The organism is Paraburkholderia nodosa DSM 21604 (assembly GCF_000519185.1).
Taxonomy (GTDB): Bacteria; Pseudomonadota; Gammaproteobacteria; order Burkholderiales; family Burkholderiaceae; genus Paraburkholderia; species Paraburkholderia nodosa.
On the sequence record NZ_JAFA01000029.1, the window covers coordinates 46,197 to 59,853 of the forward strand.

Genomic DNA, 13,657 nt, shown 5'->3' on the forward strand with positions numbered 1-13,657 from the left:
CAGTAATGTGGGAGGCTCGATTCGTTTGGTGGAACGTCCCCCGCGCAACGCACGGGGGCGGGTTCCATCCCTTACTTCGCAGCGGCTGCGAGTACGGCGTTGAACGTCGCGCTCGGGCGCATGACTTCAGCGAGCTTCGCGAAGTCCGGCTTGTAGTAGCCGCCGATATCGACCGGCTTGCCCTGAACCGCGGCCAGCTCGCCCACGATCTTCTGCTCGTTCTCGGCCAATGCCTTCGCCAGCGGCGCGAAGTGTGCCGCGAGTTCCGCGTCGTCCTTCTGTGCGGCCAGCTCTTGCGCCCAGAACATCGAGAGATAGAACTGGCTGCCGCGGTTGTCCAGCTCGCCGGTCTTCGGCGACGGGCCCTTGTTGTTGTCGAGCAGCTTGCCGGTGGCGGCGTCGAGCGTCTTCGCGAGCAGCTTGGCGCGCGCGTTGTTCGTCTTGATGCCGAGGTCTTCCAGCGAAACGGCCAGCGCGAGGAATTCGCCGAGCGAGTCCCAACGCAGGTGGTCTTCCTGCACCAGCTGCTGCACGTGCTTCGGCGCCGAGCCGCCGGCGCCCGTTTCGTACATGCCGCCGCCGGCCATCAGCGGAACGATCGAGAGCATCTTCGCCGAGGTGCCCAGTTCCATGATCGGGAACAGGTCGGTCAGGTAGTCGCGCAGAATGTTGCCGGTGACCGAGATCGTGTCCAGGCCGCGGATCACACGCTCGAGCGTGTAACGCATGGCGCGGACTTGCGACATGATCTGGATGTCGAGGCCGTTCGTGTCGTAATCCTTCAGGTACGTCTCGACCTTCTTGATCACTTCGTTTTCGTGCGGACGGTACGGGTCGAGCCAGAACACGGCCGGCGTGTCCGAGTTCTTCGCGCGCGTGACGGCGAGCTTGACCCAGTCGCGGATCGGCTCGTCCTTCACGAGGCACATACGCCAGATGTCGCCCTGCTCGACTGGCTGCGTGAGCGCTTCGAGCACTTCGCCCGTGGCGTTGTCGACGATGCGCGCCGTGCCGTCCTGCGTGATCTCGAACGTCTTGTCGTGCGAACCGTACTCTTCAGCCTTCTGCGCCATCAGGCCGACGTTCGGCACCGTGCCCATCGTGCGCGGGTCGAATGCGCCGTTGGTCTTGCAGAAGTTGATGATTTCCTGGTAGATGCGCGCGAACGTGCTTTCCGGAATCAGGCACTTCGTGTCGGCCGGGCGGCCGTCGGCGCCCCACATCTTGCCGCCTGCGCGGATCATGGCCGGCATCGACGCGTCGACGATGACGTCGTTCGGTGCGTGCAGGTTCGAGATGCCCTTGGCCGAGTCGACCATGGCGAGCGCCGGACGGTGCTCGTGGCATGCGTGCATGTCGCGGATGACTTCTTCGCGCTGCGATTCCGGCAGCTTTTCGATCTTCGTGTGGAGATCGACGAGGCCGTTGTTCACGTTCACGCCGAGTTCTTCGAACAGCTTGGCGTGCTTGGCGAACGCGTCCTTGTAGAACGTGCGCACGGCGTGGCCGAACACGATGGGGTGCGAAACCTTCATCATGGTCGCCTTCACGTGCAGCGAGAGCATGACGCCGGTCTTGCGCGCGTCTTCCATCTGGTCTTCGTAGAAGGCCAGCAGGTGCTTCTTGCTCATGAACATGCTGTCGACGATTTCGCCGGCTTGCAGCTTGACCTTCGGCTTGAGCACGATGGTTTCGCCGGCCTTCGTCACGAGCTCCATGCGGACTTCGCGGTCCTTGTCGTTCGTGATCGACTTTTCACCGTGGTAGAAGTCGCCGTGCTTCATGTGCGCGACGTGGGTGCGCGAAGCCATGCTCCACTCGCCCATGCTGTGCGGGTGCTTCTTCGCGTAGTTCTTGACCGCGAGCGGTGCGCGGCGGTCCGAGTTGCCTTCGCGCAGCACCGGGTTCACGGCCGAACCGAGGCACTTCGAATAGCGCTTCTGGATAGCCTTTTCTTCGTCGGTCTTCGGATCTTCGGGGAAATCAGGGACCTTGTAGCCCTTGCCCTGAAGTTCCTTGATCGCGGCGACGAGCTGCGGCACCGATGCGCTGATGTTCGGCAGCTTGATGATGTTCGTTTCCGGCAACTGCGTGAGACGGCCCAGTTCGGCCAGATTGTCCGGCACGCGCTGTTCTTCCGTGAGGAATTCCGGGAACTCGCCGAGGATACGGCCCGCAACGGAGATATCGCTGGTCTCGACGTTCACGCCGGCCGGCGCAGCGAAAGTGCGGATGATCGGCAGAAACGCGCTGGTGGCGAGCAGCGGCGCTTCATCGGTCAGGGTATAGATGATGGTGGGTTGCTGGGTACTCATCGGCTTCTTGGCGGGGTTCAAAAACGGGGTGATAACACCACCGGCTGCGCGCAGTCGGCGAAACACCTGGATTTTGCCTGAATTTGCAGCGGGCCGGGGGCCAAGCGTGCAGGTATTTCATATCGTGGAAAGCGCTTGCGCAATGTTAATTGACCGGAAAGTCGGCGCGTTTGCCTTGATCGGCGGCCCGCGCGCTGAAAACGTTTCCGCGCCGGAGCCCCGTTGCATAAGGCTTTGCGCCGCGATACAGGCGATTCGGTATCGGCTCAGTAGTTTTATGGATCGTACCCTTGATTGACTGTCAAGCTGGTAAAGACCCTTGTGAAAAGAGAAGTGAATCGGGGAGTCTTATATAAGAATTTTGTCCCGCAAGGCTCGCCGACGCCCATCATAATGGTTGCCTTGCTAATCAATTCGTGGTCTCATTCCTCTATGTTCGATCACTGCCTTTACTTCAATTCGTCGGCGCTCGCGCGGCTCGTGGAGCGCGAGTGGAGCGCCGCCTATGCGACGTTCGGCCTCACGCCCGCGCAAGGCTTCGTGCTTCGCGTCGTGCTGGCAAAGCCCGGATGCCTCGCGAGCGATGTCGCGCAGACGCTCGGCATCGCGCGGCCCACCGCGACGCGTCTCGTCGACAACCTGTGCGAGAAGGATTTGCTCGAGCGCCGCCAGGGCGAGGCCGATGGCCGCGAATGGGGACTCTTTCCCACGGCGGGCGGCACGGCGCTCGACGGCCCGATCAACGGCGCGAGCGCCGAAGTCGCGCGGCGCCTGCGTGCGCAAGTGGGCACGGACCTGTTCGAGTCGACGGTCACCGGCATGCGCAAGATCCGCAAGGGACTCGGGTAAGGCGCTCGCGCCTTTTCTAAACATCCAATGATTGTCTTGCTAATCAATAAGGAGAAGAGCGATGAACGAAGCGGCGCTAAAAGGGACGGGGGAGGAAGCCTGGCGTTGGGCGATTGGCGTGGCGATCGCCGGGCTGGCGGTGGGCGGCGTGGTGGCGGCGATTCTCGTCATGCCACGCGCCGTGGAGGCGAACAACCGCGCGTGCGTGAACGCCTACGCCAACGACCTGCACGCGGATCTCGCGGCGTTCGCCCAAGACCCGGCGTGGCAGGCGCAATACGTCGAGGCGCTCACGGCGTGCGCGCGCTGAACGGGCACGCCGCGCGCCGCCACGTTACTTGCGGTTCAGGAACGCGAGCAGGTCGGCGTTGACCTGACCGGCCATCGTCGTGCACATGCCGTGCGGGCCGCCCGGATAGATCTTGAGCGTCGCGTCCTTGACGATCTTCGCGGAGAGCTTGCCCGCATCGTCGATCGGCACGATCTGGTCGTCGTCGCCGTGCAGGATCAGCGTGGGCACGTCGAACTTCTCGAGGTCTTCCGTGTAATCGACCTCGGAGAACTCGTGCACGCAGTCGTGCAGCGCGAGGATGCCGCCCCACATGCCCTGCTGCCAGAACGAGTCGATCACGCCCTGCGAGACCTTCGCACCGCTGCGGTTGTAGCCGTAGAACGGCACGGCCAGGTCCTTGAAGAATTGCGAGCGGTCGTCGATCACGCCCTTGCGGATGCCGTCGAACACATCCTTGGGCAGGCCGCCCGGATTCTTTTCGCTCTTGATCATGATGGGCGGCACCGCGCCGATCAGCACCGCGCCCGAGACGCGCTTCGTGCCGTGGCGACCGATGTAGCGCGCGACTTCGCCGCCGCCCGTGGAGTGGCCGACGAGCGTGGCGTCCTGTACGTCGAGCTTGTCGAGCAGGTCGGCCAGGTCGTCGGCCCAGGTGTCCATGTCGTTGCCCTTGGCGGGCTGATCGGAGCGGCCGTGGCCGCGGCGGTCGTGCGCGATCGTGCGAAAGCCGTTTTGCACGAGAAAGAGCATTTGAGCGTCCCAGGCGTCGGCGGTAAGCGGCCAGCCGTGGGAGAAAACGACGGGCTTGCCGCTGCCCCAATCCTTGTAATACATCGACGTGCCATCGCGGGTGGTGAAGGTGCTCATGGAAACGCTCCAGTTTCTTTTACAGCATCACAAAGCAGGCAGACGCCGGCGCGTCGGCGCGCGCGGTCGCGCTTCGCGCGGCGGTGTGTGGCGGCGTCCAGGGAGGGGCGATGCGGGTGGAACGTGCCGGCACCTGCGCGTCGCGGAAAGAGGCAGGGGGCACGCGGGTCAGTATAGAGAGAACGTCATAGCGATGCCGCGAAGCTGTGCGGCCTGAAATCGGCTCTGCGCCGCGGACGTTTGCAGACGGCTTGTCAGCTTCAACCTCGCCGCGCCCGGCTAGGCGATTTCCGCGCCGACTGCATCGCGCAGATAGTCGCCGAGGAACTCGACAAAACTGCGCAGCTTCGCGGAGAGCTTGTTGCGCTCGAGATAGATCGCGTGAATATCGGCGTTCGGCAGCGCCCAATCCGTAAGCAGCGGCACGAGTTCGCCGCGCTCGACAGGCTCGCCGATTTCCCACTGCGAGCGCACGACGATGCCGCGACCGTCGAGTGCCCAGCGCAGCACGGTGCTGCCGTCGTTGCTCGACAGCGCGCCGTCGACCTTCACGGTTTCCGTGCGCTTGCCCCGCGTGAAGTGCCAGGTGCCATATGCCGAGTCGTTTTCGCGCAGGACGATGCACGCGTGGCGCGTGAGATCGTGCGGCGCCGATGGCTTGCCGTGCCGCGTCAAATACGCCGGCGACGCGCACACGACGCGCCGGTTCTTCAGCAGCAACCGCGCGTTGATGCGCGCGTCGGGCACCTCGCCGAAGCGGATGCCGAGATCGAAGCCTTCTTCCTGAAGACTGAGCGGCCGCTCCGTCAATTGCAGCTGAATCTTCATCGAGGGAAAGCGCTCGATATAGGCGGACACCGCGGGCGCGACATGCGCACGGCCAAAACCAAACGACGCGTTCACGCGCAGCAGCCCGGCCGGTTCGCCGCGGCTGCGCGTGACGAGTTGTTCCAGTTCCGAGAGTTCGTCGAGGATGCGCGAGCCGTTCGCGAGATAAAGCTCGCCTTCCGGCGTGAGAGAAAGACGCCGCGTGGTGCGGTTCACGAGCCGCACGCCAAGCCGCTGCTCCAGTTGCGCGAGCCGCTTGCTCACGGCGGGCGGCGTGACCCCCAGCTCGCGTGCCGCCGCCGCCAGATTGCGGTTGCGTGCTACGAGCGCAAACAGATTCAGATCGGAAAACGCGTCCATCGCGCCGCTCCCTTGGCTTGCATGATTCGTTCCTGAAAGTTACGACCGGATTGCTTTTGCGGAAACCCAATCGCCCAAGGCATCAATTAGACTGCATGCAACCTCGGGAGACAAGCATGTTCGACGGTTTCACTCGCGCTTCGGCAGACATCGATGGCGTTCGCATTCACGCCATCAAGGGCGGACGCGGCCCCGCGCTGCTGCTCCTGCACGGCCATCCGCAAACGCACGCCATCTGGCACAAGGTGGCGCCGACGCTCGCGGAACACTTCACGGTGATTGCCGCCGACCTGCGCGGCTACGGCGACAGCGGCAAACCGCAGGGCACGCCCGACCACGCGAACTACGCGAAGCGCCGCATGGCGCTCGATCAGGTGGCGCTCATGCGCGGCCTCGGCTTTACGTCGTTCGCGGTCATGGGTCACGACCGGGGCGGACGCGTCGCCGCGCGCATGGCGATCGACCATCCGGACGCGGTCGCGCGGCTCATTACGCTCGACGTCGCGCCAACCGTAGCGATGTACGAGCAAACGTCGTTCGAATTCGCGCGCGCTTACTGGCACTGGTTCTTTCTCGTGCGCCCGGCGCCGTTTCCGGAAACGCTGATATGCGCCGACCCCGATCTGTACCTGAAGCAGACCATGGGCGCGCGCAGCGCAGGGCTCGCGCCCTTCGCGCCCGAGGCCTACGCGGAGTATTTGCGCTGCCTCTCGGACCCGGCGACGGCACACGGCATCTGCGAGGACTATCGGGCGTCGATCACCATCGACCTCGAACACGACCGAGCGGATCTGGCGGCGGGCAAGCGCATCAAGTGCCCGTTCTTCGCGTTGTGGGGCGCGCACGGCACGGTTGGCCAGTGCTTTGATCCGTTGGCCGAGTGGCGTAGCTGGAACGCCGGCGTGAGCGGCGCGGCGCTGCCGTGCGGCCACTACCTCGCGGAAGAAGCGCCCCAGTTGCTCCTCGAACGCGTGCTGCCGTTTCTGCAGCGCTGATCCGTTCGTTCGTCATTTTTTAGTCGGGCTTCGTCATGTCCTCACACACGCTTTACCGGAAACTGGTTGATTCGCACACCGTATCGATCGTCGACGCCGAGCACGTTCTGCTCTACGCCGATCTGCACATCATGAACGAGTACACGAGCCCGCAAGCATTCGCGGGCCTGCGTGAGAAGGGCCTGCGCGTGCGCCGCCCGCGCCAGCAGATGGGCGTGGTCGATCACGTGATTCCCAGCAAGCCGGTGCCCGTGGCCGCGCGCACGATCGAGATCGTCGATGCCGCGAAGCAGGCGGCGAATTTCACGCGCAACTGCGTGGAGCAGGGCATTCATCTGTTCGATATCCACGATCCCATGCAGGGCATCGAGCATGTGGTGGCGCCCGAGATCGGTCTGATTCGCCCCGGCATGGTCGTGCTGTGCGGCGACAGCCACACGACGACCTACGGCGCACTGGGCGCGCTCGGGTTCGGCATCGGCACCTCGGAAGTCGAGCACGTATTGGCGACGCAGTCGCTCGTTTATCGCGTCGCGAAGGACATGCGCATCGTGGTGGACGGCGCGCTGCCGCCGGGCACGACATCGAAGGATCTCGTGCTGCACATCATTGCGAAGATCGGCGCGCAGGGCGCGCGCGGCTACGCCGTCGAATATGCGGGCGCAGCGATCGCCGGGCTTTCCGCCGAGGCGCGCATGACCCTCTGCAACATGACCGTGGAGGCGGGCGCGCGCGCCGCGTTGATCGCGCCGGACCGCACGACGCTCGACTACGTGGCCAGCAAGGTCCGCGACCTCGATGCGACGACGCTCGACGCCGCGTGCAGCGTGTGGTCGAAACTGCGTTCCGATGACGACGCGCATTTCGATATCGAGCATCGCTTCGACGCCGCGCGCGTGGCGCCGTACGTGACATGGGGGACGAGCCCGGACCAGGCGGTGCCGGTGGACGGCCGCATTCCCGAGGCAGCCGAAGGCGCGGGCCTCGACGCCGCGACGCTGCACAAGGCGCTCGATTACATTGGCCTCGCCGCAGGCGCGCCGATCGAGGGCACGCCCATCGACCGCGTGTTCATCGGCTCCTGCACGAACGCGCGCATCGAGGATCTGCGCGCCGTCGCTCAGGTCGTGCGCGGCCGCAAGGTGGCCACGACCGTGCGCGCGATGGTCGTGCCGGGCTCGGGCATGGTGCGCGACCAGGCCGAGCGCGAAGGCATTGCGCAACTGCTGATCGACGCGGGCTTCGAGTGGCGCCAGCCGGGCTGCTCGATGTGTCTCGCGATGAACGACGACGTGCTCGCGCCGGGCGAACGCTGTGCGTCGACGACGAACCGCAATTTCGAAGGGCGCCAGGGGCGCGACAGCAAAACGCATTTGATGAGCCCTGCGATGGCCGCCGCCGCCGCGATAGCGGGCCGCATCGTCGACATTCGCAAGGAGCTTGCACATGGCTAAGCCGTTCATGATCTCGGGCGTTGCCGCCCCGCTGCCGGTCAACAACCTCGATACCGACCAGATCATGCCCAAGCAGTTTCTGCTCGGCATCGATAAATCGGGACTCGCGCGCGGGCTGCTGTACGACTTGCGTGTCGACGCCGATGGCCGCGCGCGGGAGACGTTCGTGCTCAATCGCGCCGAATATCGCGGCGCGAAGGTGCTGATCGGCGGCTCGAACTTCGGCTGTGGATCGAGCCGCGAACACGCCGTGTGGGGCCTTCAGCAGGCAGGTTTCGAAGCCGTGATCGCGCCGAGCTATGGCGAGATCTTCTATTTCAACTCGATGAACAACCGGCTGCTGCTCGTCACGCTGCCGCCGCAACAGGTCGAGGCGCTGGTCGCGGAGATCGCGGACGGCGACGACAAGCATGTGTCGATCGATGTCGAAAACGAAGTCGTGATCGCGCCTTCGGGCGAGCGCTACGCGTTCTCGCTGCCGCCGCGCCAGAAGCAGATGCTCGTGGAAGGGCTCGACATGATCGGCATGACGCTGCGCCAGCAGGAAGCGATCGACGCGTTCGAGGCGAAACACTGGGCCGCGCAGCCGTGGTGCCGCATCGACCTGCCGGCGCAGCAGCAGCGCGGTTGAGCACCCGCAGTCAGCCCCTCATTCATAACCAGACCGTTCGCGCGACGCGCGCAACGGCACAGGGGCGCACTCACGCCACGCGCTGCGAGTGCGCCCCGTATGGAGACACCCATGAACATTGCCGCAGTCCATCCGCAGGACGCCGCCGCGCTGGAGCCCAGCGTCGTGCGCAAGGTCTCACGACGCATCACGCCGTTCATCATCGTCCTGTATTTCCTGAGCTTTCTGAACCGCGTGAACGTCGGCTTTGCCGGGCTCACGATGAATCATGACATCGGGCTCACGCAGGCCATGTTCGGCGTTGGCGCGGGGATTTTCTTCGTCGGCTATATCGCGGCCGGCATGCCGTCGAACCTCGCGTTGCAGCGCGTTGGCGCTCGCCGATGGATCGCGCTGCTGATGGTGGCATGGGGTCTGCTTTCCGCGGCCACGGCGTTCGTCACGGGCCCGTACAGCTTCTATACGCTGCGCTTCGTGCTCGGTCTCGCCGAAGCGGGTTTCTTTCCCGGCATCATTCTCTACCTGAGCTTCTGGTTTCCCGCGCGCCATCGCGCATTCGTCACTGCGATGTTCATGACCGCCGCACCGCTCTCGAACATGATCGGCTCGCCGATCTCGGGCGCGCTCATGAGCCTGGAGGGCGTGGCGCATCTGCACGGCTGGCAATGGCTGTTCCTCGTCGAGGGCGCGCCCACTGTGCTGCTCGGGATCGTTTCGTACTTCTATCTGACCGACCGGCCCGAGGACGCGCAGTGGCTCGCGCCCGCCGAGCGCGAGTGGCTGAGCGGCGAAATGCGGCGCGAACGCGAAGCGAAGGCGGCGCAGAGCCAGTCGAGCGTGTGGGGCGCCGTGAAGGACCCGCGCGTGCTGCTGCTCGCGCTCGTCTATGCGGGCACGTCGACCGGACTCTATGCCATCGGCATCTGGGCGCCGATGATCATCCACCGCTTCGGCTTCAGCTACTTCGAACTGGGTCTTGTGAACGCAATTCCGAATCTGTTCGCGGTCGTCACGATGGTGCTCTGGGCGCGCAACTCGGACCGCACGAACGAACGGCGCCTGCACGTTGCGATTGCGTGTCTCGCGGCCGGTATCGGCATGCTGATGTCCGGACACGCCGCCAGCGCCATTGTGCTGATCATTGGGCTTTCGATCGCGAACTTCGGCATCAACGCGGCGAAGCCGCCGCTCTGGAGCATGCCCACGCAGTTTCTCTCGGGTTCTGCCGCGGCTGCGGGCATTGCGATCATCAACGCGATGGGCAGCCTCATCGGCGGCACGATCGGCCCGATGGTGATTGGCCGGCTGCGCGACCTGAGCGGCGACTATTCGCTGGGGCTGTATTTCGTCAGCGCGACGCTGCTCGTCTCGGCGGCGCTCGCGTTTGCGTTCGGCTTGCGCGGCCGAAGAATGCAGCCGCAGCCGTGAAATGAGCGGGCCGGCCCGCGCAGGTTGCGGCGAGGGCCAGAAGAGGCACTGCACGGTTCAGGCATCGCATACCGCGCGATACGCGATAATCGCCCTTTATCGATTCGCGCATCTCTCGTATGTCGACGCCTGAACCGGTCTCGTCCGGGCACTCCTGGTGGGGCGTGCTCGTATTGGCGCTCTCGGCCTTCATCTTCAACACGACCGAATTCGTGCCCGTCGCATTGCTGAGCGCCATTGGCGACAGCCTGCACATGAAGCCGACCGACGTCGGCCTCATGCTGACGATCTACGCGTGGACGGTGGCCGTGGCGTCGCTGCCCCTGATGCTGATGACGCGCAACGTCGAACGCCGCAAGCTGCTGACCTGGATATTCGCGCTCTTCGTCGTCAGCCATATCGTGACCGGTATGGCGTGGAACTTTACGGTGCTGATGGTGGGCCGGATCGGCATTGCCTTCGCGCACGCCATCTTCTGGTCGATTTCCGTCTCGCTGGTGGTGAGGCTCGCGCCGCCCGGCGACAAGAGCCGGGCGCTCGCCATGCTCGGCATGGGCACCTCGATCGCCATGGTGGCGGGCATTCCGCTTGGGCGCGTGATTGGCGAGACGCTGGGCTGGCGGCAGACGTTCTTCGTCATTGCGGGCGCGGCGGCGGTAGCGCTGCTCATGTTGCGCATAATGCTGCCCGTGTTGCCGAGCCAGCAAACGGGCTCGTTCAGCAGCGTGCCCGTGCTGTTCAGAAAGCCGATGCTGGCCTCGCTTTATCTGCTCACGATACTCGTCGTGACCGCGCACTTCACGTCGTATACGTATATCGAGCCCTTCATTCACACCGTGGGCCACGAAAGCAGTCAACGCATCACCTATATCCTGATCCTGTTCGGCAGTGCCGGCATTCCCGCGGCCGTTTTCTTCAATCGCCTTTATCCGCGCGATCCGGCGCAGTTCCTGCAAGTGGCTGTGGTCGCCGTGTGCGTGTGCCTGCTCGTGCTGTTTCCCGCCGCGCTGAGCATCGTCACGTTGTCCGTTCACACGCTGGTGTGGGGCGGGGCGATCGTTTCCTTCGGCCTTGCCATGCAGGCATGGGTGCTCAAGCTCGCGCCCGAAGCCGCGGATCTCGCGGTCTCGATCTATTCCGGCCTCTATAACGTGGGGATCGGCGCGGGCGCGCTGCTTGGCAACCATATTGCCAACGGCTTTGGCGTGTCGTGGGTCGGCAGCTTCGGCGGGGTGGTGGGCGGCCTCGGCGCGGCGGTATGCTGGCTGGCGTTGCGCATGTATGCGCGGGCACATCCTTCAGAGCACTGATGTACTGCGCGCGCCGCCGCCGCGCTGGACTATCACGGCACGATCGGCCTCGAAGCCTGGGCGAGCGGCGACGCCGAACTCGCGCTCCAGCGCTTTCGCGAGGCGTTCACAGTGGCGTAGCGGGCGGCGGCTCGCCTTCTGCGGGAGGAAATGTCAGCACCACGGCAAAGCCGCCCCCGGCGGGAAACGCAAAGTTCACGCGCCCGCCGTGCGCCTTCATCACCGCCTGCACGATGGCGAGCCCAAGGCCCGAGCCCGTCGTGCGCTCCGCGCCTTCCTGGCCGATGCGCTCGAACGGCCGCAACGCGGCGTCCCAGTGTTCGCGTGCAATGCCTCTGCCGTTGTCGGTCACGGTCAGCGTGACGGCCTCCGGCGAGGCGCTCACGGTGACGACGATATCGTCGGCCTTGCCGTGCAGCAGCGCGTTGTGCAGCACATTCGACAGCGCTTCCTGCAGGCTCACCGGGTCGCCCGCGATCCAGACTTGCGGCGCGCTGCTCTCAAACGCGACTTTCACGTCGCGCTCGTCGGCGAGCGGAATAGTGCGGCCCAGCCCTTCCCTGGCGAGCTTCGCGAGGTCCACGCGCTGCAGCGGGACCACTTCCGTGCGATGAATCACCATCGCGTGATTGAGCAACTGGCCGGTGAGCCGGCCCACGTCCGAGCAGGTGGCCCGCAACGCTTCGAGCCTCGCGGCGTGGCGCGCGGGATCGGACTCGGTGCTGAGCAATTCGATCTGCGCGTCGAGCCGTGCGATCGGCGTGCGCATCTGGTGCGCGGCGTCGGCGATAAAGCGCTGCATGGCCGTCATGCGCTCGGCGAGGCGGCCGATCAGCCCGTTGATGGCGCCGATCAGCGCGTTGATTTCGCTTGGCGTGTCGTGCGCCACGGGCCGCAGGTCGGCCGGGTCGCGCGCGGCGATGATCTGCTCGATCTGCGCGAGCGGGCGCAGGCCGCGCCGGATCGCCAGTCCGCTCGCGCCGATGGCGAGCACGCTCATCAGCAGAATCAGCGTCCAGACCTTGAGGCTCATGTCGTTCGTGAGCTGCTGGCGCGCGTGCGTGGTCTGCGCGACCGTGACGAGGGCCCAGCCGGGCGGCCGCGCGTCCGGCATGTAGCGCCCGATGGTCGCCGTGCGCACGCGCTCACCCTGGTAGCGCGCGTTCGCGAATGTCGGACCCTGACGCGCGCGCATCGCGCTCGTCGTATTGGCCGGTCCGGGAAGGTCGCCATAGCCCGCGACGACCAGGCCGCGCGCGTCGATCACTTTGTAGTAGACGACGTCGTAGCGCGAGAGCGTGGAGAGCGCGGCTACCGGCGGATTGAGCGCGAGCACGCCGCCCTGCACGTAGAGGTTTTCGGCGACCTGGATGGTTGCGCCCGCAAGCAGCTGATCGTAGGCACGCTCGGACGCGACGCCCGCGTAATAGCGCGCGATACCCGCGAGCGCCGCCGCGCCCGACGCCACCACCAGCGCAATGAAGAGCAGCGTGCGGCCGAGCAGCGTTTTCGGGAACCAGTCAAAGCGCGGCAATTTGATATCCCATGCCGCGCGCCGTGCGGATTTCGACCGAACTGCCCTGCAGCTTCTTGCGCACGCGCGTGACGTATTGTTCGACCGCGTTCGCGGTCGGCTCGTTGCCGTAGCTGAACAACTGGTTCAGCAGTTCTTCCTTCGGGAAGATACGTTGCGGACGGCTGGCGAGGATTTCGAGCAGCGCGAATTCCTGGCGCGAGAGCGATAGCGGTTTGCCGTCGAGTTCGGCCAGCCGGCTGCTGCGGTGGATGGCGAGACCGCCCAGCCTCACCACATCGTTCGCGTGCCCGCTGTTGCGGCGCAGGAGCGCCTGCACGCGCGCTTCGAGTTCGCGGTAATCGAACGGCTTGACGAGGTAGTCGTCGGCGCCGAGGCCGAGGCCGCTCACGCGGTCGTCGATGGCCGAGCGTGCCGTGAGCAGCAGCACCGGCGTGGTCGAGCCCGCCGCGCGCAGATGGCGCAGGATCTCGAAGCCGTCCATGGCGGGAAGCATCACGTCGAGCACGACCAGGTCGAAGCGCTCCACGCCAAGCAGGCTGTTCGCCGTGGCGCCGTTCGCTTCGAGGTCCACCGCGTGACCGAGGCGCGTGAGGCGGCTGCGGACCGCCGCGCCGATTTCCGCGTCGTCCTCTACCACCAGAATGCGCATGATGCCGTTCCTGCCAAAATCTTCATGGATGCGATTGCGGGTTTTCCCCGAGGTCTACTCTGCGTGTTTCTCAGCATTTTCTCAGACTCGCCCGGTAATCTCGCGAACCATGGAAGATAGAGCGACGTGATTACGACACGAA

Annotated in this window: 12 protein-coding genes; 7 read left to right on the top strand and 5 right to left on the bottom strand. The window is 65.2% G+C overall.

Features of this window, described 5'->3' with window-relative positions:
* Nucleotides 1–71: 71 nt before the first annotated feature.
* Complete coding sequence (locus A3CW_RS0131705) at nucleotides 72–2,315, bottom strand: NADP-dependent isocitrate dehydrogenase (protein WP_028207159.1); 2,244 nt, start codon at nucleotides 2,313–2,315, stop codon at nucleotides 72–74.
* A gap of 432 nt (nucleotides 2,316–2,747) precedes the next feature.
* Here A3CW_RS0131705 and A3CW_RS0131710 point away from each other — a divergent pair, with 432 nt between their 5' ends.
* The gene (locus tag A3CW_RS0131710; RefSeq protein ID WP_028207160.1) at nucleotides 2,748–3,164 is read left to right on the top strand and encodes a MarR family winged helix-turn-helix transcriptional regulator; all 417 of its coding nucleotides are present in this window, start codon (nucleotides 2,748–2,750) and stop codon (nucleotides 3,162–3,164) included.
* 61 nt (nucleotides 3,165–3,225) lie between these two features.
* Nucleotides 3,226–3,474 (top strand): hypothetical protein, encoded by a 249-nt coding sequence (locus tag A3CW_RS0131715; protein WP_028207161.1) that lies wholly within the window; start codon nucleotides 3,226–3,228, stop codon nucleotides 3,472–3,474.
* Nucleotides 3,475–3,498: 24 nt separating this feature from the next.
* On the opposite strand, the gene A3CW_RS0131720 is transcribed toward A3CW_RS0131715, so the two are convergent.
* Nucleotides 3,499–4,323: an alpha/beta fold hydrolase gene (locus tag A3CW_RS0131720; RefSeq protein WP_028207162.1), complete on the bottom strand. Its 825-nt coding sequence runs from the start codon at nucleotides 4,321–4,323 to the stop codon at nucleotides 3,499–3,501.
* 279 nt (nucleotides 4,324–4,602) lie between these two features.
* A complete protein-coding gene (locus A3CW_RS0131725; protein ID WP_028207163.1) occupies nucleotides 4,603–5,511 on the bottom strand; it encodes a LysR family transcriptional regulator in 909 nt (302 codons plus the stop codon).
* A 116-nt stretch (nucleotides 5,512–5,627) separates the two neighbouring features.
* On the opposite strand from A3CW_RS0131725, the gene A3CW_RS0131730 reads away from it, so the two are divergent.
* From A3CW_RS0131730 to A3CW_RS0131750, 5 genes are all read left to right on the top strand, one after another.
* Nucleotides 5,628–6,506, top strand: a complete 879-nt coding sequence (locus A3CW_RS0131730; RefSeq protein WP_028207164.1) for an alpha/beta fold hydrolase — start codon at nucleotides 5,628–5,630, stop codon at nucleotides 6,504–6,506.
* Between the two features lie 35 nt (nucleotides 6,507–6,541).
* Nucleotides 6,542–7,960: a 3-isopropylmalate dehydratase large subunit gene (leuC, locus tag A3CW_RS0131735; protein WP_028207165.1), complete on the top strand. Its 1,419-nt coding sequence runs from the start codon at nucleotides 6,542–6,544 to the stop codon at nucleotides 7,958–7,960.
* Nucleotides 7,953–8,591, top strand: a complete 639-nt coding sequence (gene leuD / locus A3CW_RS0131740; RefSeq protein WP_028207166.1) for a 3-isopropylmalate dehydratase small subunit — start codon at nucleotides 7,953–7,955, stop codon at nucleotides 8,589–8,591. Before leuC ends, leuD begins: the two co-directional genes overlap by 8 nt.
* A 111-nt stretch (nucleotides 8,592–8,702) precedes the next feature.
* Nucleotides 8,703–10,019, top strand: a complete 1,317-nt coding sequence (locus A3CW_RS48155) for an MFS transporter (RefSeq protein WP_051481843.1) — start codon at nucleotides 8,703–8,705, stop codon at nucleotides 10,017–10,019.
* 119 nt (nucleotides 10,020–10,138) lie between these two features.
* Nucleotides 10,139–11,329: a sugar transporter gene (locus A3CW_RS0131750; RefSeq protein WP_028207167.1), complete on the top strand. Its 1,191-nt coding sequence runs from the start codon at nucleotides 10,139–10,141 to the stop codon at nucleotides 11,327–11,329.
* A 106-nt stretch (nucleotides 11,330–11,435) separates the two neighbouring features.
* Here the strand turns inward: A3CW_RS0131750 and A3CW_RS0131755 are convergent, their stop codons facing one another.
* Together A3CW_RS0131755 and A3CW_RS0131760 are read right to left on the bottom strand one after the other, a co-directional pair.
* Nucleotides 11,436–12,863, bottom strand: a complete 1,428-nt coding sequence (locus A3CW_RS0131755; protein ID WP_028207168.1) for a sensor histidine kinase — start codon at nucleotides 12,861–12,863, stop codon at nucleotides 11,436–11,438.
* Entirely contained in the window at nucleotides 12,850–13,515 is a 666-nt protein-coding gene (locus tag A3CW_RS0131760; protein ID WP_028207169.1) for a response regulator transcription factor, read from the bottom strand. The genes A3CW_RS0131755 and A3CW_RS0131760 overlap by 14 nt, the downstream gene beginning before the upstream one ends.
* Nucleotides 13,516–13,657: the final 142 nt, after the last annotated feature.